Origin of the sequence: Halarchaeum grantii, assembly GCF_014647455.2 — an archaeon.
In the GTDB taxonomy this organism is placed as follows: Archaea; Halobacteriota; Halobacteria; order Halobacteriales; family Halobacteriaceae; genus Halarchaeum; species Halarchaeum grantii.
Genome location: NZ_BMPF01000004.1, coordinates 37744 through 58944, shown reverse-complemented (window position 1 = coordinate 58944; position 21201 = coordinate 37744). Strand labels below are relative to the sequence as shown.

Annotated in this window: 25 protein-coding genes; 10 read left to right on the top strand and 15 right to left on the bottom strand. The window is 57.1% G+C overall.

Annotated elements, in window-relative coordinates; genetic code table 11:
* The first annotated feature begins 196 nt into the window (after positions 1 to 196).
* A complete protein-coding gene (locus IEY12_RS12660; RefSeq protein WP_004048660.1) occupies positions 197 to 721 on the top strand; it encodes an ArsR/SmtB family transcription factor in 525 nt (174 codons plus the stop codon).
* A 29-nt stretch (positions 722 to 750) separates the two neighbouring features.
* Here the strand turns inward: IEY12_RS12660 and IEY12_RS12655 are convergent, their stop codons facing one another.
* Complete coding sequence (locus tag IEY12_RS12655; protein WP_011222406.1) at positions 751 to 2217, bottom strand: amidohydrolase family protein; 1467 nt, start codon at positions 2215 to 2217, stop codon at positions 751 to 753.
* Between the two features lie 328 nt (positions 2218 to 2545).
* Here IEY12_RS12655 and IEY12_RS12650 point away from each other — a divergent pair, with 328 nt between their 5' ends.
* The 8 genes from IEY12_RS12650 to IEY12_RS12615 all read left to right on the top strand — a co-directional run bounded on the left by IEY12_RS12650 (position 2546) and on the right by IEY12_RS12615 (position 7632).
* Positions 2546 to 3940 carry a permease gene (locus IEY12_RS12650; protein ID WP_004594620.1) on the top strand — a complete coding sequence of 465 codons (1395 nt, stop codon included), beginning with the start codon at positions 2546 to 2548 and terminating at the stop codon, positions 3938 to 3940.
* Positions 3941 to 4065: 125 nt separating this feature from the next.
* Positions 4066 to 4665, top strand: a complete 600-nt coding sequence (locus IEY12_RS12645) for a helix-turn-helix transcriptional regulator (protein WP_011222408.1) — start codon at positions 4066 to 4068, stop codon at positions 4663 to 4665.
* A 168-nt stretch (positions 4666 to 4833) separates the two neighbouring features.
* Positions 4834 to 5154: a hypothetical protein gene (locus IEY12_RS12640; RefSeq protein WP_004594618.1), complete on the top strand. Its 321-nt coding sequence runs from the start codon at positions 4834 to 4836 to the stop codon at positions 5152 to 5154.
* 57 nt (positions 5155 to 5211) lie between these two features.
* Positions 5212 to 5565 (top strand): SHOCT domain-containing protein, encoded by a 354-nt coding sequence (locus IEY12_RS12635; RefSeq protein ID WP_004594617.1) that lies wholly within the window; start codon positions 5212 to 5214, stop codon positions 5563 to 5565.
* 95 nt (positions 5566 to 5660) lie between these two features.
* Positions 5661 to 6077, top strand: coding sequence for a DUF302 domain-containing protein (locus tag IEY12_RS12630; protein WP_004594616.1), 417 nt, complete (start codon positions 5661 to 5663; stop codon positions 6075 to 6077).
* A gap of 3 nt (positions 6078 to 6080) precedes the next feature.
* Positions 6081 to 6434 carry an SHOCT domain-containing protein gene (locus IEY12_RS12625; protein ID WP_004594615.1) on the top strand — a complete coding sequence of 118 codons (354 nt, stop codon included), beginning with the start codon at positions 6081 to 6083 and terminating at the stop codon, positions 6432 to 6434.
* 123 nt (positions 6435 to 6557) lie between these two features.
* Positions 6558 to 6866, top strand: a complete 309-nt coding sequence (locus tag IEY12_RS12620; RefSeq protein WP_004594614.1) for a thioredoxin family protein — start codon at positions 6558 to 6560, stop codon at positions 6864 to 6866.
* Positions 6867 to 6885: 19 nt separating this feature from the next.
* Positions 6886 to 7632, top strand: a complete 747-nt coding sequence (locus IEY12_RS12615; protein WP_004594613.1) for a plastocyanin/azurin family copper-binding protein — start codon at positions 6886 to 6888, stop codon at positions 7630 to 7632.
* A gap of 284 nt (positions 7633 to 7916) precedes the next feature.
* Here IEY12_RS12615 and IEY12_RS12610 read toward each other — a convergent pair whose 3' ends face one another.
* The 8 genes from IEY12_RS12610 to IEY12_RS12575 all read right to left on the bottom strand — a co-directional run bounded on the left by IEY12_RS12610 (position 7917) and on the right by IEY12_RS12575 (position 13072).
* Complete coding sequence (locus IEY12_RS12610) at positions 7917 to 8669, bottom strand: ABC transporter permease (RefSeq protein ID WP_004594612.1); 753 nt, start codon at positions 8667 to 8669, stop codon at positions 7917 to 7919.
* Positions 8666 to 9268, bottom strand: coding sequence for an ABC transporter permease (locus tag IEY12_RS12605; protein ID WP_004594611.1), 603 nt, complete (start codon positions 9266 to 9268; stop codon positions 8666 to 8668). Before IEY12_RS12605 ends, IEY12_RS12610 begins: the two co-directional genes overlap by 4 nt.
* 127 nt (positions 9269 to 9395) lie before the next feature.
* Complete coding sequence (locus IEY12_RS12600) at positions 9396 to 10019, bottom strand: ABC transporter ATP-binding protein (RefSeq protein ID WP_004594610.1); 624 nt, start codon at positions 10017 to 10019, stop codon at positions 9396 to 9398.
* A gap of 216 nt (positions 10020 to 10235) precedes the next feature.
* Complete coding sequence (locus IEY12_RS12595) at positions 10236 to 10838, bottom strand: AsnC family transcriptional regulator (RefSeq protein WP_004594609.1); 603 nt, start codon at positions 10836 to 10838, stop codon at positions 10236 to 10238.
* A gap of 59 nt (positions 10839 to 10897) precedes the next feature.
* The gene (locus IEY12_RS12590) at positions 10898 to 11038 is read right to left on the bottom strand and encodes a YHS domain-containing protein (protein ID WP_011222411.1); all 141 of its coding nucleotides are present in this window, start codon (positions 11036 to 11038) and stop codon (positions 10898 to 10900) included.
* Between the two features lie 349 nt (positions 11039 to 11387).
* Complete coding sequence (locus IEY12_RS12585) at positions 11388 to 12269, bottom strand: class I SAM-dependent methyltransferase (protein ID WP_004594607.1); 882 nt, start codon at positions 12267 to 12269, stop codon at positions 11388 to 11390.
* A gap of 7 nt (positions 12270 to 12276) precedes the next feature.
* Complete coding sequence (locus IEY12_RS12580; protein ID WP_004594606.1) at positions 12277 to 12648, bottom strand: hypothetical protein; 372 nt, start codon at positions 12646 to 12648, stop codon at positions 12277 to 12279.
* Between the two features lie 52 nt (positions 12649 to 12700).
* A complete protein-coding gene (locus IEY12_RS12575; RefSeq protein ID WP_229772983.1) occupies positions 12701 to 13072 on the bottom strand; it encodes a DUF411 domain-containing protein in 372 nt (123 codons plus the stop codon).
* 579 nt (positions 13073 to 13651) lie between these two features.
* Here IEY12_RS12575 and IEY12_RS12570 point away from each other — a divergent pair.
* On the top strand, positions 13652 to 14650 hold the full coding sequence (locus IEY12_RS12570) for a universal stress protein (protein WP_004594604.1): 999 nt from the start codon (positions 13652 to 13654) through the stop codon (positions 14648 to 14650).
* A 264-nt stretch (positions 14651 to 14914) separates the two neighbouring features.
* Here IEY12_RS12570 and IEY12_RS12565 read toward each other — a convergent pair whose 3' ends face one another.
* The 6 genes from IEY12_RS12565 to IEY12_RS12545 form a co-directional block, all read right to left on the bottom strand.
* On the bottom strand, positions 14915 to 15202 hold the full coding sequence (locus IEY12_RS12565) for a hypothetical protein (RefSeq protein WP_004594603.1): 288 nt from the start codon (positions 15200 to 15202) through the stop codon (positions 14915 to 14917).
* A 6-nt stretch (positions 15203 to 15208) separates the two neighbouring features.
* A complete protein-coding gene (locus tag IEY12_RS12560; protein ID WP_229772977.1) occupies positions 15209 to 15754 on the bottom strand; it encodes a DoxX family protein in 546 nt (181 codons plus the stop codon).
* Positions 15755 to 16061: 307 nt separating this feature from the next.
* A complete protein-coding gene (locus tag IEY12_RS12555; RefSeq protein ID WP_011222414.1) occupies positions 16062 to 17237 on the bottom strand; it encodes an NAD(P)/FAD-dependent oxidoreductase in 1176 nt (391 codons plus the stop codon).
* A gap of 28 nt (positions 17238 to 17265) precedes the next feature.
* A complete protein-coding gene (locus IEY12_RS12550; RefSeq protein ID WP_004594600.1) occupies positions 17266 to 18267 on the bottom strand; it encodes a DUF63 family protein in 1002 nt (333 codons plus the stop codon).
* The gene (locus tag IEY12_RS16000) at positions 18264 to 18488 is read right to left on the bottom strand and encodes a DUF7123 family protein (protein WP_004594599.1); all 225 of its coding nucleotides are present in this window, start codon (positions 18486 to 18488) and stop codon (positions 18264 to 18266) included. The genes IEY12_RS12550 and IEY12_RS16000 overlap by 4 nt, the downstream gene beginning before the upstream one ends.
* Before the next feature lie 17 nt (positions 18489 to 18505).
* Positions 18506 to 21112: a heavy metal translocating P-type ATPase gene (locus IEY12_RS12545; RefSeq protein ID WP_004594598.1), complete on the bottom strand. Its 2607-nt coding sequence runs from the start codon at positions 21110 to 21112 to the stop codon at positions 18506 to 18508.
* Positions 21113 to 21201 lie beyond the last annotated feature (89 nt).

The window sequence follows — 21201 nt, the reverse complement described above, 5'->3', positions numbered from 1 at the left end:
TTTGAGATAGTGCCCGTACCTCAATAAGTATTTTTTATATGATATGTTTGAATTCGGATACGAGTCGTTGGAACAGTCAAACGGGTCGTCTAGGGCTTTCGCTATCGCGGGTCCATCCTGTACTGGATACCTCGACAGACACCTACCCGACTCCTGCCCCGCTACCTTTTCCCGCGTGCTCGCGCTCAGTCCTCGTATGAGTGATTCCGATACCGACCACCGTCTCGACGACATCGCGGTGCGAGACACTCGGATTTCGGACGCCATCGACGAGCCGATGCGGGCGATGGTCCTCGACATTCTGTCCGAGGAAGCCCTAACTGCGACCGAGGTCCACGAACGCCTCGACGATCGCGGCATCGACCGGACGGAGAACACGGTCCGCCATCACATCAACGAGCTCCGGGATGCGGGCCTCGTCGACGTCGTTCGCTTCGAGGAGGGGCGTGGTGGGACGACGAAGTACTACCACGCGAACACGATCGTCCTCTCGTACTCACTACCAGATTCGGCCGACGCCGCCGTCGAGGAGATGATCGACGCTGCCCAGCCCCAGATCACGGACGCGCTCACTACGCTCACCGACGAGTACGACGACGCTATTGAGGAGATCGTCGAGGATATGCAGCCCTGCGAGCACTGCCAGACCCAGAAGTACGAGACGTACGTTCTTCTGACCGTCCTGCGACGTGCGTTCGTTCGCGCCCACAGAAATTCCTGAGGGGGAACCACCCCTACGCTGGCAGGGTCTTAGAAGGAGAACCGATCACGCGCGGATTGCATCGCGAGGCGAGTCAGGAGTCGCGCAGGGCCACGCTTTGGGAGGTCCCGTACAGTCTCGATGCTGGTCGGCGGTTCACTACCACCAATGTCTAACTCCCAGCCTGTCTCGTCCATGAAGCGTTCGACAGCCTGATTTACTCGCTGTCGCACGTCGTCCGAGTCCATTGTCTCGGGCACACCATTCCGGAGGACGACGTCGCCGTCAACGATCACTGTCTCGACGTCGGCCGGGACCGCGTTGTTCACGACGTGTGCGGGAACGTTGGTCAGTGGCGTGAACTTCGGTTTGTCGACGTCGAGGAGGATAATATCCGCGCGCTTTCCCGCTTCGATACTGCCGATCTCGTCGCCCATCCCCAGCGCGCGTGCGCCCTCGATAGTGAGCATTCGTATCAGTTCCATCGAGTCGAACTGCCCGGCTGAACGCTTGAGATTTGCCGCCAGCCGAGCTTGCCGCGCTTCACCGAACATGCTGTACGAGTCGTGCCAGTAGTGGTCGTCAATCCCTACTCCGACGTCGACGCCGGCGGCTCGAAGCTCGGGAACGGGCGTCCACTGCGTCTCCCCGTCCGGATTCCAGTAACAGAAGACGGACGGGCAGTGCGCAACAGCCGCGTCCGCCTCGGCGGTTCGCTGGATGTCCTCTTCGTCGCCGAGGCGGAAGTGAGCAGCGACCAGTCGGTCGTCCAGGAGTCCAACGTCGTCGAGCAATCCTACCGAGTCCTCGCCACCGTTCGCTCGTGCCATCGTGTTACTCTCCTCGAGTTCGAGCAAGTGCGTGTGGACGAGCAGGTCCGGATACTCTGCGGCGAGGGATGCGGTCCGTTCCCACAGCTGCCGGGTACACGACCAGTCGTCGTGCGGGCAGATCGTCGCCCTGATTCGGCCGTCGTACGTGTCGTGGTACGTTTCGACGAACTCGCGAGCACGGGAGAACTGCTGATCGACTGGTTGGTCCCAGAAGAGGTCCGAGATCGCCGGGCCGAAAAATCCGCGGAGCCCTGCTTCCCCGAACGCCTCTGCACCTGCGGCAGGCCGTGCGTCCATCGAGTTCACGGTCGTGACACCGCCCAAGAGGAAATTGAGCGCTGCGAGCTCGACGCCTGCCTCGACGAGGTACTCGAATTCGCCGTTCCCTAATCTGTTAAACAAGGCCGTCCCACTCCCAAGCATCTCCGTCAGCTCGAGTTCGCTAAACGCACCGATGAGCGGTGTCATCTCCAAGTGCGTGTGGGCGTTCACCAACCCCGGCATCACCAGTTTCCCGTTCCCGTCGATAACGGTGGACGCTTCTAATTCTCCGTCTCCTGCACGTGATGGTCGGACTTCTTCGATACAGCCATCGGTGATGCATACTGTGCCGCGCTCGTACAGGCGGTTCCGCTCGTCGGCTGTGAGAACGAGTGCATCATGGATTGCCAGATCGACAGCCATCGTAAATTAGGAAGTGGATGTGACAGTTACCGTACTGGACAACCGAGCAGGCCGGCGAAGGCTGTTCTTCCAGGTGGTGTTCCCCTCATTTGGGATATCATCGGTCTCTACTGGTCCCATTAGCCTCTAATACGTCGGCGTGATTTAATCAGATTCCCCTTTTGAATCTGAAGTCGGATTCCGTGGAGCTTGTGGAGGTTTGCAATGTTTTCCCCTCTTCACGATAGATCATCTATGGCCGACGGTTACGATGCCATAGTACTGATACCCTCATAGGCAGTATATTCTAATCAAAACCGCAATAGATGATCCCTACAATGATACACCTATGCAGGCGACGATAATCGACGGAGTTCTTGAATCCCTTCGTATCGGTGTCGGATTTCTCTGGACGGCGGCGTGGGCGATCATCATGGGCCTCACGATTACGAGTCTCGTCCAGGTCTACGTCTCGAAGGAGCGGATGGCACAGGTGCTGGGTGAGGGCGATCTAACTGGACTTACCAAGGCGACTGTGTTCGGAGCAGCAAGCAGTGGCTGTAGTTTCGGCGCCGTCGCCATCGGGAAGGGCCTGTTCAAGAAGGGGGCGCACGCGGTGAACTTCCTCGCGTTCATGTTCGCGTCGACGAACCTCATCGTCGAACTAGGGCTGATGATTCTCATCCTGCTTGGCTGGGAGTTCCTCGTCGCGGAACTGCTCGGCGGCCTGATTCTCATCGCCGTCATGGCCGCCATCGTCCACCTCACGCTTCCCGAAAACCTGTTTAACGAAGTCCGCGAGAAGCTCAACGAGCGCGACCGCCAGGCGGGCGTCACGGAAGATCCCACCTGCGGGATGGAGGGGAAAGACGAGTACACGCTCACGACCGACGGCGGTGAGACGCTCAAATTCTGCTCGGAGGGCTGTATGGAGACCTATCGCCAGGAGACGTCGAGTAGCGGCGGGTGGCGTGACGAGTTGCTGTCGTGGGGTGGCTGGTACAAGGTCGGGAATCAGTACCGCAAGGAGTGGTCGATGATCTGGAAAGACATCGTCGCCGGCTTCCTTATTTCTGGGTTCGTCATCGTCTTCGTCCCGCAGTGGGTGTGGAACACGCTGTTCATTCAGGGCGACGGCCTGCTCGTGACTGCCGAGAACGCCGTCATGGGCGTCATCATCGCCGTCCTCAGTTTCGTCGGCAGTATGGGCAACGTCCCGTTCGCCGTCGCGCTCTGGGGTGGTGGCGTCAGCTTCGCCGGGATCATCGCGTTCGTCTACGCCGACCTCATCACCGTGCCCGTCCTGAACGTCTACCGGAAGTACTACGGCTGGAAGGTGATGCTGTACATCCTCGGCGTCTTCTTCGTCACGATGGCGTTCACCGGCTTCCTCATGGAGCTGCTGTTCGACGCGCTGGGTATCGTTCCAGATCTGGCGGGCGGCGAGACGGCGACTGAACAGACGTACTTCGAGCTCAACTACACGTTCTACCTCAATATTATCGCCTTTGCGCTCTCCGGGTTCCTTCTGTATGTCTACCGGCGGGGACTCGGCGCACCAGGTCAGTATCGAGATCCGGTGTGCGGGATGCGAACCGACGATGAGGGCCCGAGTGCGTCCCACGATGGGACGACGTACTATTTTTGCTCAAAGAAATGCAAGCGTACGTTCGAAGAAGAACCAACGGAATTTACTAATCAAAGCCCGCAAATATCGAGCCACGATCACGATCATGACCACTGATGATCGCACTGTGGTTCATCCGCTGTGATGGGGTTCATCATCACAGTTTCAATCCGCAATTGTCACACCTACTGCGCTCAAATAGACGGTATGAATAGTCAAATCCCGCAACTCGGGGCTGTCATATGAATCGCCGTCGAGCAGATACTGTCGTCGGTGTGCTTCTCGGGTTCGTTCTCCTGGCCGGCGGGGTACTCAGTTGGCGGGCCTATCAACAGCGTCGGGCTATCGAGCAATCGATGGGGTCAATGATGGGTTCATCTATGGGAACGATGCACGGCCCAGACCCCCTCTGGTACGTGGTTGGAACCCTGCTGGTTGCTGGCGTTATCGGTGGCGTCTATTACGTGGTCCGGGGAGAACTCACCGATCCAGAAGTGGCCGACACAACGGCGCCTGTCGATCCTGCACAGACATCGGCGGCAACAGCTACGTCGATGGATGATGACGCTGCACCGGCGACGTCTATCAATCCTGAATCGGACCCCCAAGCACGCGTTCTCGATCTCTTACCGGATGATGAACGACGCGTCCTCGAACCCGTCCTGAACTCCCCCGGAATCACGCAGATTGAACTTCGGGATCGATCTGAGTTCTCGAAGAGTAAAGTAAGCCAGACCGTGAGTTCACTCGAGGAGCGAGGTCTGCTGTATCGGGAACGACAGGGTCGGACCTATCGTGTGTATCCGAGTGATGACCTTCGGCAGCAACAACCGGGAAAATAGTCGCTATCTATCGGGCGCTCTCCCTCTCGAATTCCGTAGGTATGAACGGTCTCCCTCGAGCAAAACGGTTAGAAGATGTTATAGACGTTCTCGAACGTTCTCCTGTATGGATTCACACCCATGTCGATAACTCCCGAGCAGGCCTACGAGTAACCGAGGAGAGAGACAATGACCAACTTCAAACTCGGCCGGTGGCTGCTCGTGGCGCTCGCGATTGTCGGACTCGCGTTCGCCGCACCGGCAGTCAGCGCACACGACAACGCAACGACCGCTGACGACGCGCCTACGGACAATGCCACCGCAGATGAATGGGCCACTTGGATGGAGGCACAGATGACCGAACACATGGGCCCGGGTAGCGTCGAGTGGATGGAGTCGCACATGGGTGTGACCGTCGACGAGATGGCCCAGGACATGGCTGACGGGGAATACCACGACGGGGCTGACGACGGCTACAACGGCGGGATGTACGGGCAGGGCCACTGCTGACGGCTCTGGCCGTTTCGATCGCTCCAATCGAACACCACAACTCACCAACGCAAGATAATGACGCAACTCACCACTCACATCGGACGCACTGCTCGGCGACTCGCGATCCTCGCCGTCCCGCTGCTAGTTGCGGCGACTGGACCGGCTGTTGCCCACGGTAGTGGGAGCTACGGCGGCGGCATGATGGGGGGCGGCTGGGGCCTCTTCGGTGGAGCGATGGGGCTCTGGGGGTTCCTCTGGATGGGGCTCCTCATCGCCGTTCCGCTCTACATTGTCTATGCGCTCCTCAATCGAGGCTCCGGTGGGAACGAAGAGCAGTCGCTGTCGGTTCTCCGTGAGCGCTACGCCCGCGGAGAGCTCTCGGATGACGAATTCGATCGGCGGCGAGAACAGCTCGAACGCACCGGATGACTGGAGCAGCTGCTGTTCCAGCCGATACATCATATTCCCAACGGCCGCCGTTGCGGCACCCAACCGTTAACCCCGTAGACGGGGTATGATACTTCATGGAATACACAATACAGACTTCAGTCACCGGTGAGTTCGACGACGTCGTCGACACGACGATTGCGGCGCTCAAAGACGAAGGATTCGGCGTCCTCTGTGACATCGACGTCCAAGCGACGCTCGAGGAGAAACTCGGCGAGGAGTTTCGACAGTACTGCATCCTCGGTGCGTGCAACCCGGGGCTGGCACACGAGGGCCTGAACGAAGAGATCGAACTCGGCGCACTCCTCCCGTGTAACGTCATTGTCTACGAAACCGACGGCGGCGAGGTCATGGTGAGTGCCGTCGACCCACAACAGCTCGTCGGCATCGCCGACAACGAGGCACTCGACTCGATCGCGAACGAGGTCCACGACCGGTTCGAACGCGTTCTCGCCAGCGTCGCGGACGAACTCGAATCATCGACCGAGATCTGAACCATGACATCATCAAACCAACTCGACACCACAACCATCGTCCTCCTCATCCTCGGGGCGATCATCGTCCTCCCCTTGCTCACGATGGGGATGGGATTCGGCGGGATGATGGGATACGGTGGAATGATGGGTGGATACGGGACGACCAGCGGCTGGTGGCCACTCGTCGGGATGCTCGTCCAGCTGGTCTTCCTCCTCCTCCTGCTCGGTGGCGGATATCTCGTCTTCCGTCGCGTGACGGCATCGCAGTCGTCGCGGAATCCCGCAATGGAGGAGCTGCGTATGGCATACGCCCGCGGAGATCTCACCGAGGAAGAGTTCGAGGCGCGTCGGAACAAGCTCGAACGCTCGGAGTGACGGTCCGACCACCAACCTCCGGCGTTACTCACGTCCGGCCCCTTGGAATCCGAAATCTGTGACCCTCACAGCTTTCGGATGTGAATAGAAGTGTGCTAAAAGCATAAGACCATACTAGCTACTATGACGGAAGTTATCCTGTTCACACAGGAGACTTGTGGAGCGTGCGCAACGCAGCGAGAGAAAAACGAGGGTATCGAAGATGCGTATCCGGATGTCGAGTTCCGGGAGGTCGACATCCAGACCGATCTGGAGACGGCCGAGGAGTACGGTGTCCGAAAGACGCCAACGACGCTCGTGTATGCAAACGGGGAACAGACGGCCGAGTTCATCGGCATCGTCGACCGGGACGAATTGGAGGCTGCCATCGAGAGCGCCGGCCAGCAATCGCCCGGACTCACGAACCGGCTCGCCAGCATCATCCGTGGATAACAGAAGCCAACCAGCTACAATGACAGACTACAGTAGACGCCAGTTCCTGGGAGCGCTCGGTGCTGGCACAGTCGCGAGTGCGGGATTCACCCAACCAGTCGCCGCACAGGAGACGCCCGTCGTGAAGATGGGCAACAACTACTTCGACCCGATCGGGCTCCACGTCGAACCTGGCACGACCGTCCGCTTCGAGATAGCAGCCGGAGCTCACTCGGCGACGGCCTATCCGGACCGCGTTCCCGCCGACGCCACCGCCTTCGACAGCGGGACCATCTCGCAGGGGAGCTTCGAGCACACGTTCGAGGTGCCCGGAACGTACGACTACTACTGCATCCCTCACAAGACGGTCGGCATGGTCGGTCGCATCGTCGTTGGTAGCCCTGGCGGTCCAGCTGAAGACAGCCCGATCCCGGACGGCGAGGTCCCAGACAGCGAAACGATCGTCCAGAACGGCGCCGTTGCCGTCGGCTCGGACGTCGACGGCAGTGGGAGTACCGATGGCGGAATGATGGGTCCAGGGATGATGCACGGCCGGAACGGTGGATGGTTCGGTGGGCTGCCGTTCGTCGGCGGGGCACTCGGGATGCTGGGGCTGGTCGGCGGCTTCCTCTACTGGGCAATGGGTCGAGGCGATGCACCTCCAGAGAGTGACGATTCCGCTATGGAAACCCTCCAACGTCGTTACGCACGAGGCGAGATCGACGAAGAAGAGTTCCAGAAGCGTCGTGAACGGTTGGAGACTGGGAGTGAAGACCCATCTCGGTAAGGCGCGGTGTCGTCGCCATTTCTACACGCCTGAGGTCCCTCGCTCAGGAGTCCTTCGAAGACCTGTTCCTACGCCGCGGCACTTCTCCGCGGAACGTAAGCCGCACTCATCGGTGCCCAGAGAACGAGGGACACAGCAGCAACCAGAGTCCACCGAACCGTTTGCCCGATCAGACGGTCGTAGTGAAATCCGAGTCAAACTATCCAATTGAGCGAAGCTGGATATAGTGCTGTTTGGGTCTTCTCCCCTACAGTTACCGGAGTAAGTAGTCTACTGGCCTGATCTTACTTCTCCTGTGTAATTCGGTAGTAGACGCCGATTGTGAGGACAGCTACGAGGAGGAGGTATCCAGTAGCCCACACCAATGAGAGAGTCGTATCTACGTCCGTTGTGAGTCCGGTATCGACCATCACACGGACGGGCCAATAGCCGGGGAGTAGTTTCATCCACCATTCGGGCTCGGACTGGATGAACAGCGGATCCTGGAAGAGTCCGATATCGAGCATCGGGAGAATCAGCATTAGCCACATCCCGGCTAGGCGGTCGAAAACGGCCCCGACGAGCATCCCGATGAGACCATACGTGACCGAGACGACGAGCATCGCTGCGACGAACCACCAGAGATGCTCAGGCTGGAAATCGACGAGCATCACGCCGACTGAGACGCCGGTAACGATGAGAGTGATTGCTGCGAGGACCCCAAACCGGGCAGTGATTACCTGTCGTGCACGATAGCCGGCGACTGCCAGACGACCGTCTGTGTCTTTGGCTTCTCGCATCAGGAACAACCCGGCGAGTCCCGCGATGAGGGCGCTCGTAATCGGCGTCATAATCACGCCGTGGACCTCAGGCATCCCTCGCATGACCGTCACCGTCTCACCGTCGACGAGCGTCCGAACCGGCATCTCGACGTCCTGGGTGACTGCGAACGCCAACGTGATGAACGAGACCGGTAGGACGACCAGTAGAGCGACGAGGACGTAGTTTCGCGCCTGTTCTTTGATGCCGATTGTGAACGCCGTTGTCGTACGACTCATGCGGACCACCCACCACTGGTGCGCATCGTCACTCCGAACACTGCGGTGACGAGTACAAGCAGGACTAGCAGGTATCCGGCGACGAAGCCGAGATCACCCGTCGTATATGTGCCTTGGAACATCGCCTCCTGAAGGAGTTCCTTTGGATGATAGAGCGGGAAGTATTCCACGAACTCGGGAACGTCGGCGGCCAGCGGACTGTCGCCACTGAGGAACGCATCCATCATTGCAAGGAACACCACGACGAGCGAGCCTTCGAACAGTCGTGGAAGGAGCGCCCCGACGAGTGCGCCAAGAAACGCATAGACGAGGCCGGCAAGTACGAGGAATACGAACGTCAGGACAGGGGCTCCCGGTGAAATCGTCAGCCAGAGAACGCCGTAGTTCACGGCAGCCACGACAACGGTCACTCCTCCGAGCGCCGCTAATCGAGTCGCAAGCAGTGTTCGGGGTGGATAGCCTGTCTGAACGAGTCGCCGATCGGCTGCACGCGCACTAATCATCTGCGCGAGTCCCATCAGGCCGGCAATGATGGCGACCCCGAATATCGCTCCGAGAAGGCGACCTAGCTCGATCGGAATCGCCTCGACCGTCGGCATACTTGGTAACCCAGCCATTGCTTGTCCCCAGCCTTCGATAACGACAATCGGAAGGAGAAGTGCTAGGACAACATTCAGGGGGGTTCTGAGGAAGGTGGAGACGTTCGCCCGAATCCCCGTCCAAACCCTATTCATCGGTCTCTTCCCCCCGTTCACTGGCCGTTGCATCAGTCTCGCCTTCCTGGTCAGTCACGTCGTAGACCTGTCCGTCACGAACCTCATAGATGCGGTCGAGACGACTTTGCTCTTCGATCAGGTGTGAAATCATCGTGACAGCTGTTCCGTCGGCAGCGAGTTCCTCGGCGAGATCCCAGAACGTGAGATACGTTTCCCAGTCGAATCCAGTGTAGGGCTCGTCCAGCATGAGGACGTCCGGATCGTGCATCAGGGCGATACTGAGATTGATTTTCTGCCGGTTTCCACCACTGAGTTGGTCGATTCGGTAGTCAAGGTACTGCTCGAAATCGAGTTTCGACGCCAAGCGGTGTTTGGCCTCGTCGATTTCTTCGGCGGTCATTCCGTATCCGGAACCGAACAGTCGGAACGTCTCTCCGACCGTCAAGCGGTCGTAAAGCAGTGGTTCCTGTGGACACCAGCCAACGGTTCCCGTCCGTTCGACTGTTCCGGAATCCTGTTCGAGGACACCGACGAGGATGTTCATGAGCGTGGATTTGCCCGACCCGTTCGCGCCGACGATCCCGACGATTTCCCCCGTCCGAATTTCGAGATCGGCATCGGTGAGGACGGTCACTGACCGCGTAAATGGAAAACTCGATCCGTACGTTTTTTCAATCTCATTAGCACGGACGAGTACCTTGTTGCTTGTAGCTTCTCCTTTGGTGGTTGTGGACGCTTCCATAGGTGTATACACACGCTTCTAATTCACTGCGATTACTGTTTCAAATCAAAACTATTTGCAGCAAACTCGTAAGCAATCAGGAATTGAGTATACAGCTAATGCTAGACTCTAAGCATCAGATTTCTCTTGACTTTCTGTATACTGTTCCCTATACGTTGTTTCACAGTTCTCACTGCAAAACTGCTGGAGTGAACCACCGACACGGGTGGCTAGTCCGTCTTCACCGACAGTGGTTCCGCAATTTGCACATTTGAGTGCGGATTCAGTCCCCTCGGCATACGCTGATTGAGCAGCGTTCGACAGCAGTTGTACGTCGTATCGCCGCACGTCAGTCAGTGGTAGATATTGCTGCGCCCAGTTTCCGACTGTATTCCGCGGCGGCGTCGCAACAGCTACGATTTCGCCCTCCGCAGTTGTGAATACGTGTTCTACGGCTGGGGTCTCGAGGATCGATTCTCGAAGAGAATCCGTCTTTCCGAGCTCAGGCTGGAGGCGTACCATGACGTGTATCCGGTTTTCGTACTGTGTGAGGTCGAGATCAACGGTGAATCGACGAATGACATCTTCTTGCTCCAACTGACGGACGCGTGCTGAAACGGACGGGGGTGAAAGATTTACAGCCTCAGCAATAGTGCTGTAGGGTCGTCTCGCGTTCTCCGCTAAAAGACGGAGGATTTCGCGATCCGTGTCGTCAAGTTCTGGTTGGGTCATCGAAAGGCGGAATGGGGGTGGGTGTGGGGGAGCTACGACGCAGGTGTGGGGTGTGTCGGTTAGACGTACTCCTCCGGTGTCGAGGTGAACGTCTCCTTGCAGCCCTCGGCACAGAAGTAGTACGTCTGACCGTCGTACTCAGCTGTGGCCGCCGGATCACTTTCATCGACGTCCATTCCACAGACTGGATCAGTTGCCATTCGGTTTCACCCCACATCAATGGTACGAGGGCCTGAATCAAGCAATTTGTTCTTAGCAATCCAAAGTCGGGATACATAGCGATTTGAGCCGTGCTGCACGGTTTGGCTTTTCTGACTCCACAATCAACGGTTAGTACCTCACAATCCCGAACTATCGTTCGAGTATACCAACGGATTCCTATCTGTGTCCTATATAAATACTGGAGTCTGAACCAATTCTAAACCTATGGGTCACGATCCACCACACGACAATCACGAGCAGTGAAGACCCCACAGGTCCATCCAAATTCGTGGATGCTCAAGCGTCGACGTGACGATCCGATTCTTTCTTGCGCCGTGCAAGTAGCAGTCAAGTAGTCTCTAGTTCCGCAACGAAGATAACGTGTCGCAGGAACGGCAGCGCGTGGTGAGCCTTCCGTACCTGCTCAGTAATCGCTGGGGGATCGAGATCATACGCTCCTAACAGTCGTTCAATGAGAGCCCGGAGCGGGCTCGTGAGTAGCTGGAGGTACAGCGTCGTCCACTTTCGGAAGCGTCCGACGCTGTGTTTCGTGATATCTTCGACCGCTTTGAGCTCAAAGCTCGTCTCGTCGAGAGCAGCTTTGTATCCTTCAACAGTACCCAAGGACGGCATATCCCACGCATCCGCAAATGAATCGACCAATCTCCGTTCCGTTTCAGTCACGTCTGACTGCATCACGAGATCGGAGACTACGAGAACCCCCTCGGGTTCGAGGGTATCTGCGACTGTAGCGAAAACGCGATTCCGCTCGGGGAGGTATACGAGTGCGTCGATGGCTGTACACGCGGTAAACGAGTCCCTGGTAAACGGGAGTTGTGTCGCGTCACCGATGATGAACTCGGAATCGAGGTGCTTACCCCGTGCGTTCTCGGTTGCCATCTGGATGTTGTACGGAACGAGGTCGACACCAGTGACGTTGAAGCCGAACTGATAGGCGAGGTGGAGGGCTGGACCCCCCCGACCGCAGCCGACATCGAGGAGGCGCACTCCGTCGGTTGTGGGTAGATGCGACGCGACCCTTGAGCCGACTTCCGTGACGAGGCGACGTTGACTCGAACCGGCTATATGTGGCTGGTACCACTCCGAGTAGCCGAGATTGAGGAACTCGTCAGTATCGAACAGGAGGTCGAACGCCCGCCAGATATCGGCTCGCTCGCCGCGGTAAGAAAACTGGTCGGTGATTCGGTGGCGGAGAGTACTCTGATCCATCGGCCACCTACTCGAGTTCGGAAACCTCCGAATAGCAGTACTCGGATTCGTCGCAGTACGCGAGGTCGGCACACCCGCGAGGACGCTGGTAGTCGATTCCCTTGTGCCGTCGGAGATACGTCACGTATCCGTCGTCGACGCGGTCCAGGATGTCGTGACAGATCCACTTCTCCCTAACCCACGTAGTGCCCAGATTTCGGTACGGACACAGGAAGATCGTCCGTTCGACCGAATCAACCTGTGGCGTCTCGACGATCCGGACACCGACAAGGCGATAGGCGATGCGAAGACGGGTAACGACCGATTCTGGCGTATTCGCGCCGAGGAAAAGGACGTATGCAAGCACGTATCCGAGATCGTGGAGGAGTCGTCGAATCATTGTTTAGGGTGTCGACTGCCGTCCCAAAGTATCTTGACCAGGTGTTTTCTGTTCAGATTTCGGTGTACACGTCACCTGTCTTTCCGCCGCCGAGTTTGTAGACGGTGAATGTGTCGGACTTCGTCCCGCCCATCCCCGGCGATCCAGCCGGCATCCCGGGCAACGCGATGCCGTCAATCGCCGGCTCTTCCTCGAGCATCGTCGCGATAACCTCGGCAGGAACATGTCCTTCGACGACGTACTCGTCGAGGACGAGTGTGTGACAGCTCTGTAGATCCGATGGAATACCGTGTTGGCGCTTGAGATCCGTCACGTCCTCGGTTTCGGTTTCCCCGAGCGTCGTGTCGAGCTGTTCCCGCAGGTACGACGCATATTTTCCACAACAGCTACAGCCTGGTGAACTGTATTGTTGGGCGTTCGTCACCGCTAGCGTTCCCTCGATATCCCACTCATCCCCACTCGATGACCCCAAACAACCGGCGGTTCCGAGTGCGACTGTCGTCGCACCGACCCGTAGTAGTTCGCGACGAGTTACGGCCCGTTCCATATGCTCGTCACTTGGCTCGGAAGTATTCAATTGTACGTCGACCTTTCCTGTGTATTGAGAACGGATTCAAGCACGACGGGGAAGGTGACTTTCAGTTCTGAGGAGGAAACCCCAAAGGTCAGAGTCCCGTATTCGTCTCTATGTGGCGACCCTCATCGGTCGAGGGTGCTGCCGTGACGGTTTTCCGTCAACGAGCATATCGGCCTTAAATTGCGCCCAACATGACCCAGAGCATGACTCGTCGCACCGACTCCGACACTTCACTCCTCGAAACTGTGGGAAATACGCTCTCGTCGAACTGATGCGACTCCAAACGACGTCTCCACTCTTTTCGAAATAGACGTGCTATAGCGAGTTACTTGCGATAAAAGCCTCAAGTCACCACCCCAGAGACTGTTCTCCCGGTTTCGATTCTTAACAGAAAGCACGGTAAATCGTCGTTACGTATAGATATGTATGAACTCCCCCAGCCATCTAGAAGTTCGAGAAGGTGCGGACATCAACCTGTACAACCAGATCCTCATTCCACTCTACGGAGCTGATATAAGGGACTCAGTGGTCCAATATGGCCTATCACTTGCAGAAACGTATGATGCGGCTCTCCACGTGTTATATATTCAAGATGAGGAACGCACGGAGGTGGAATCCGATCAAGTCACTAAACAAGAGGAATGGGACGCAGCAGCGGTAATTGAACCCGTGGTGGATCAGGCCCACTCGCTCGGACTCAATGTGATACCAGCAGTGGATAGTGGGCACTCTCCAGGTGTTATTCGGGAATACGCTGAGGAGAATGATATCGATTTGCTTGTCCACCAGAAACCTACACAGACTAGATTAGCACGAATTCTCCGGAGAGACGTCTCCAGCCACATCATTCAAAATATCTCTCTTCCTGTCTTGACGATACCTGATATGGATCCCTCTGATCCGGTAGGAGAGTTATCTACTAGTCAGTTCACAGATATTCTCGTGCCTACGGATGGATACGACGAGGCATCTGTGGCCTTCAAACATGGGCTACAAATTGCTAAACGGTATGATGCAACCCTACATGGACTTTTTATCATTTCCGAACAGTCCTATTCGAGTCGGCCTGGATTCACGTGGGAAGAGGTCACTGACTCTTGGGAACAGCGGGGAACTCGGCTCTTGGAGGACATTACGGAGAAGGCAGCGACCTTGGACGTTCCTGTCCGAACTACGTTGAGCTTTGGTCAACCTCAGCAGGAGATTCTCAAATACACTGAGGTGACTGACATCGACCTTGTTACAATGGGGACACGAGGATTGACTGGCATTCGTCGGCTATTACAGGGAAGCGTCGCAGCTCAAGTGATCGAGGAAGCAGATTACCCCGTTCTAACGATTAACCGAAGGACAGCTGAATTGAAAAAACACCCGTACACCTTTCTTCGAAAGACAAACCAGAATCGGAAGTCAAGGCTATATTGAAATATTATTTGTAATATACTAATTTCAGTCTTAAATTCGGAAATTCTAATTGTGTATTAATCCCCGTTTCTTCTACCAAACCAAAGAGTGTTAAGTTCGTTCTGCTGAATAAAGCGCGCGTACTGACCAGAAGGAAAACCAAGAAACGACAGGGCTACTCCTAAAAATCGTGTTTGTCTTCACGTTTAGGTGCATCAGATGGACGTTAGTGCGAGCAACGCGAAAAGTTAACTGGCAAATGGCTCCACGGACTGAGTTGTTGAACTAGTCGTCCATGCCGGATGGGGTTTGGCCCGTAGTCGATCCCGACGGTGCCGACCCTGCGGCAAACTTGTAAACGGCGACGAGTCCCCAAATCACCAAGCCGAGCAGGATGATGCCCGCCCTAATGTCGATGGGGACCACTGCAGCGTGTTCGATTGCTCCCTCGCTATCGACTGGGTGCCCGGCTCCCAGTAGCATGTCGAGCAGGCCGATCACGACGACGCCCAAGACAACCAGGCCACCGCCGACGTACATGGCGATTTGGTCTGCCGTTGATAAGTCACTCATTGGTAGTCACCCGAGGAGTTTCCGTAATCGCGTGTTCTCGAACAGTTCCATCTCACGCAGGCGGTTATCGACTGCCAGGACGCCGCCCGCTCCAAGTGCCACAATGGTTCCGAAGACCATGATCCCAAGGAGTTCACCCGTGACCATACCGTTGGCCCAGCCGCCACCGTAGCCGTTGATGAAGTAGAAGAACAGCATCATGAAGGCACCAAAGAAGGCGGCGGTCCTCGTGAGGACACCGAGTATCAGCCCGAGACCGATGGCGGTTTGCCCAAGCGGTACCGCCACGTTGACGAACGCCAACAGGATGCCGTCGCTGAACGGCGTGACGAAGGGGGCGAGAATCGTGCCCTGAGCGGCTCCGCCGACGAACCAGCTGGCGTCGAAGGGCCACGCCCAGATTTTGTCAAGGCCAGCGTGGAGCATCCACCACCCGGCGGTCAGCCGGAGCAGCAGGATCCAATACGACAACCAGGCTCCCGAGACCGAGAACGACGTCTCGGTTCCGAGAAAATTCGTACGGATGGATTGAGTTGACATGGCATACTTCACCTCACGGCTGATTTTGTCAGATGTAGTAAAAAAGATTGATGGTGTTCGTGATTTCTAAGAGTCGGGGCTCATTTCAGGAACGCGGATATCCGAGGTGAGTTGGATGATTCTCAAGAAGGAATTCGGTCACCCTCTACGGACTGATTGTGTGCTGGGGCGTGTAAGCGGGAACACTGATGAAGCCGAGCCCACCGAATTCTGGATCTCGGAAAATTCGCTTGAGGGACTCCATTTGCTGATTTAATCCTCTGTACTTACCGATCCTCCCAGTAGCTAACAGATTCTGAGAATTTAACTCGAGCGGATGTCAATTAATCAACTCCCATTGGTTAGTCATTCCTCCATAGACACGGTTTAAAACTCGTCGTCTCGAGAAAATACGGGCAAACAAAACAGGGTGGCGGAGGAGACGCAGTAGAACTGTACTCGGAGACCGGTCAACGTCTTCAATATCGATCCCGGCAGCGGCACGAATTGCTGCTCCCAGAACCTTGGGATTACGAGTTTCAAGAAAGTATCTCACAACTGTGGCGAAAATGTACTCCGTTTTCATCCTCTGATATAAACTGTCAGGAAAATTGTGTAATTGGCCGCTGTTAGCCAACTCTGCGGCCAAGAATCCCGATTCAACGGCCTGTGAGATCCCCTTTCCGGTGAGTCGGTTTGCGATACCTGCAGCATCACCCACCCGTACGACGGAATGCTCCGGTAGATAGGTTCTGTCGGGATCAAGGCTTGGTCCCTCGGGAATGATTGCGACGTTCGTCCGTTCCTGCGACGGGACTGGCCACCCATTCCGCTTACAGGCTTCCCTCAATGCCTTCATATAATCACTAGGCCGGTCACTGACCGTCCAGCCGATACCAACGTTGGCTCGTTGCGATGTCTTCGGGAATGCCCACGAGTACCCTGTATAGTTCTCCAGAATTATCCGGCTGTTCGGGTACAACTCGGTGAAGTCCCCTTCGACATCACTGTTAAGCGCTACCATATATCCTGAATACTCGTTGGTTGTTCCGAGCGCTTTACTAGAGAGTGATGGCTGACCGGTTGCATCAACGACGAGATCATACTCATCGGTGAACTCGTGGAAATCTGTCCGTGTGATAGACTGGTTTTCGTGGATGTCAACACCCTTCTCTGAGAGTTGTTCTGCCCAGGACTGCTCAACGACATTTCGGTCCGTTATATATGTATCCGCAGCAGGAAAGGTGCCGGCTCCAGTGCGGTGGCGATCGGCGTCGATTCCGTCATACACCTCCACTTCCATCGCTGGCAGCGGATTGAGAAAGCCGTTCTCTACAGTCGGCTCGAGTGGGATCTTCGATACCGCTGTCATCGCTTCTCCGCAATTAACGCGTTTGCTATCGTAGGACTGCCGCTCATATAGTTCGACGACGAATCCAGCGTCGTCGAATCCAGCAGCTGCTGCAAGCCCGGCCATCCCTCCACCTATTACCGCAATTTTGGACGTTCGTGTCATCGGTTTTTGCCAATCTTTGAGGCCATCGTTAAGCTCCCAACAGCATCCGAAGTGACCCACGAACGCCCATCGGGAGTCCGATCGCTCCGATGAAGAACGTCATAAGCCACCACCACGTGTGATTCATCTCCTCTTTCGCATCGGCGAGATACCACACGATGCCGACAGTCACGACGAGTTTCAGCACGAACGTCGATCCGGAGAATCCAGTCGCCTGGTACACGAGATTCGTCACGACCAGCTTTGGGGAGTAGCCGAGGAACGTCACACCGATGAGATTCTGCGCAGCGTCCCACAACTGGCCGAAAACGGCCAGCAGAATTAGCGGGTGTCGAAGGTGTGTGATATTGACGAAACTCGCGCCCCAGTAGTAGAGTGCGGTTACGCCGAGCGCTATCCCCGTCGTCGCGACAGGAACCCATAGGCGGAGTGGGGTCGATGTCGAGAGGCCGTGCCAAACAGCCCACCAGACGGCCCCGACAGCCCACACCGACCCGACGAGCCCGACTGTTAGCGGGATAGATCCGATATTTTGGTCACGCAAGAGTGCACCGACACCGAGCGCGAGGATGGTGACAGCGGTGACGACGATGTAAATCGATGGCGTGATGAACCACACCGCGTAGTCCCCGAGCAGCCCGAGATCCTCGAGGGCGCGCATCGCCCCACCTGCGATGATGATCGGAGCGAACCCGTAGGCCAGTCGTGCGTCGAACGTGACGTCGAGTTGGTCGAGATACGCACGTAGTCCGGGGAGGCTGTATACGACTGCCGCGAGGTAGATTACCGTGTTCACCGCGTTGTAGCCCTGGACAGCACGAACCCCCTCGTGCGTGACTGGCTGACCGGCCGCATCGGCGACGACTGGTCCCCAGAGATACTGCCAGATGAACCGGTCGTAGACCAACGTCGGAAACACGAGGATGCCCCCACCGAGGAGGACGAGCGGGGCCAGCAGGTACAGCGCCCACCACTCGCGTGAGCCGGTCTCCGGAAGGACAGTCTCGACGCGGCGGGTGACAGTACTCACGACCCGTTCACCTCCAATCGCCACGTCGTGCTTTTCGAGCGCCCCCACTGTTCGAGTGAAACGATTGTGAGTTCGTCCTGGAGCTGGCTGAGATACTGCGCGACTGCCTTGGGAGATCCGTCGAGGTCGCTGGCAATCTCGCGAGCCCGGAGGTATGTCGGTTCGCTACTGGCTGTCTCGACGAGGTACCTTCGAACCGTGTGCCGGGAAATATTCGACATTGATCTAGAGGTGACGGTTAGCGAAGAAATCCGAAGAGCTTGTAGTCGTGATCGGGGGTGTACCGCCGGAACAGGAGACTGTTCGTCAGCACCGACACCGACGAGAACGCCATTGCTGCTGCAGCGAGCACGGGCTGGAGGAGGCCGAGCGACGCTAACGGAATCATCGCCGTGTTGTAACCGAGCGCCCACACGAGGTTCTGTTTGATCTTCTGGAGTGTCGCGTCTGAGATTCGGATCGCCTTTACCACGTCGAGCGGGTCGTCTCGCATCAGCGTGACGTCTGCAGCTTCGATGGCGACGTCGGTGCCGGAGCCGATTGCTGTCCCGACGTGTGCGACCGCGAGTGCCGGAGCGTCGTTGACGCCGTCACCGACCATCATCGCCTGCCGGCCCTCGTCTTGAATACTGTCGACCGCGTTGGACTTGTCCTCAGGAAGGACTCCTGCGCGGACGTTCTTCGGGTCGATACCCACCTGTTTAGCGACCGCACGGGCAGTTCGCTCGTTGTCGCCCGTAATCATCATCACGTCAACTCCCCGCTCTTGGAGTGCTGTGACAGCCTGCTTGGAGCTTTCCTTCACTGTGTCGGCGTCGGCGACCACACCCACGAGCTCCCCCTCGTAGGCGACCAGCATCGCCGTCTTCCCCTCGTTCTCGAGGCGTTCCATCGTCTCCTCAGCGGGAGAGGGGTCGATCCCGTTGTCCCGCAGCAGCTTGCGGTTGCCGACCAGCACCTCGCTGTCACCAATGACTGCTTTGATCCCGTGGCCCGGAACGTTCTCGAAGTCGTCAGGCTCAGTCACGTCCAGGCCGCGTTCTTCGGCCCCTTCGACGATTGCACGGGCGAGCGGGTGTTCGCTGCCGCTTTCAGCTATCGCCGCCAGTCGAAGCACATCATCCTCTGAGAGGCGCTCACGGGTGCTGAGCTGTCCACCATCTGGGGTCGGCTCGCCACCGTCAGTCACCACATTTCCATCGCTATCAAAGACGACCACGTCGGTGAGTTCCATTTCACCCTCCGTGAGGGTGCCCGTCTTGTCGAAGACGACCGTGTCGACGTCTTTTGCGCGTTCGAGGATGTCACCGCCCTTGAACAGGACGCCGTTCTGGGCACCAATCGTCGTCCCGACCATCGTCGCTGCGGGCGTCGCCAGCCCCAGCGCACAGGGACAGGCGATGAGGATCGAGGACGCGAAGACAATTATCGCGAACTCGAAGACTGAAACGGTCCCACCGACCGGGGCCGGGCCGCCAGCAACCTGACCCCACAGCGGGAGCCAGTCGACGAAGCCAGCGAGAGCCTCGGGGAACAGGAACCAGACGACACCCCAGAGAAGGGCGTTCGCGATGACCGCAGGCACGAAGTACGCGGAGATGCGGTCGGCGAGATTCTGGATGTCGGGCTGGCGCGACTGGGCCTCCTTGACTGTCTGGACGATCTGTTGGAGGGCCGTGTCTTCTCCAACCTTCGTCGCCTCCACGACAAGGACGCCGTTCTCGTTAATCGTCGAGCCGACGACCTCATCGCCCTCCTCTTTCTCGACAGGCACAGATTCGCCAGTGACCATTGACTCGTCGACGGCAGACTGACCGTCGACAACGACACCGTCTGTGGGAATCTTCTCACCTGGACGAATTTTCATCCGGTCACCAGTTGTGACCTCTTCGAGTGGAACTTCTTCTTCACTGCCGTCCTCGCGGACAATGGTCGCCGTTTCGGCTTCCATTTCGAGGAGCTTTCGGAGGGCCTCACCCGCTTGGCCCTTCGACCGAGCTTCGAGATAGTTACCCAACGTGATGAACACGAGGATGAGGGCTGCCGTGTCGAAATAAAGTCCACCTGCAATGAGTTCAGCAAGGACTGCCACAGAGTATAGATAGGCCGTTGTTGAACCGATCGCAATCAGCACGTCCATATTGGCGCGGCCGTTCTTCACGATCGCCTTGTACGAGTTCTTATAGAACGGCCAGCCGAGGATCGCCTGTACCGGCGTGGCGAGGAGGAACTCAACCCAGCCAAGTTCCACACCGAAGACGGCTTCAGGGACGATCGCGCCACCGAGCAGATAATTGTCGATGAGGAAGAAGAGCAACGGTGCCGATAACACTGCCCCAAAGAGGGTCAACCTGAGTTGTTTCCGAGTTTCGGCTTGACGGGCGGCATCTCGTGCGTCCTGGCCCGACTCTTCGTCGGCACCATCTTCGCGGACGGGCGAGTAGCCAGCCTCCTCGATAGCATCGTACAGCGCACCAATAGATACTTCCGCAGGATTGTAGGTGACCTGTGCTTCGTCGGTTGCGTAATTGACCTCCGCATTAACGACGCCCGGAATATTTTCAAGAGCGGTTTGGTTGGTCTCGGCGCAGTTGGCACAGGTCATATCGGAGATGGCAATCGTTACCGTCTCAGAGACTGCGCCGTACCCGGCCTCGTCGATCGCGTCGTAGATTTCTTTGAGCGATACCTCTTCAGGGTCGTAGGTGACGGAACCCTCGTCGGTGGCGAAGTTCGCATCCGCCTCCGATACCCCGTCGAGCGATTCGAGAGTGTCCTGGATCGTCGCCGAACAGTTGGCGCAGGACATTCCCGTGATATCAAGATGGATTGTTTGGCTTGTCATGCTTGTTCTACTATACGGGGTCTAGGTTTAGGCGATTTACTGCTTCGAGAGGCGGGGTTTCGACTGCAGGAAAATTTGGATTCCAAAGA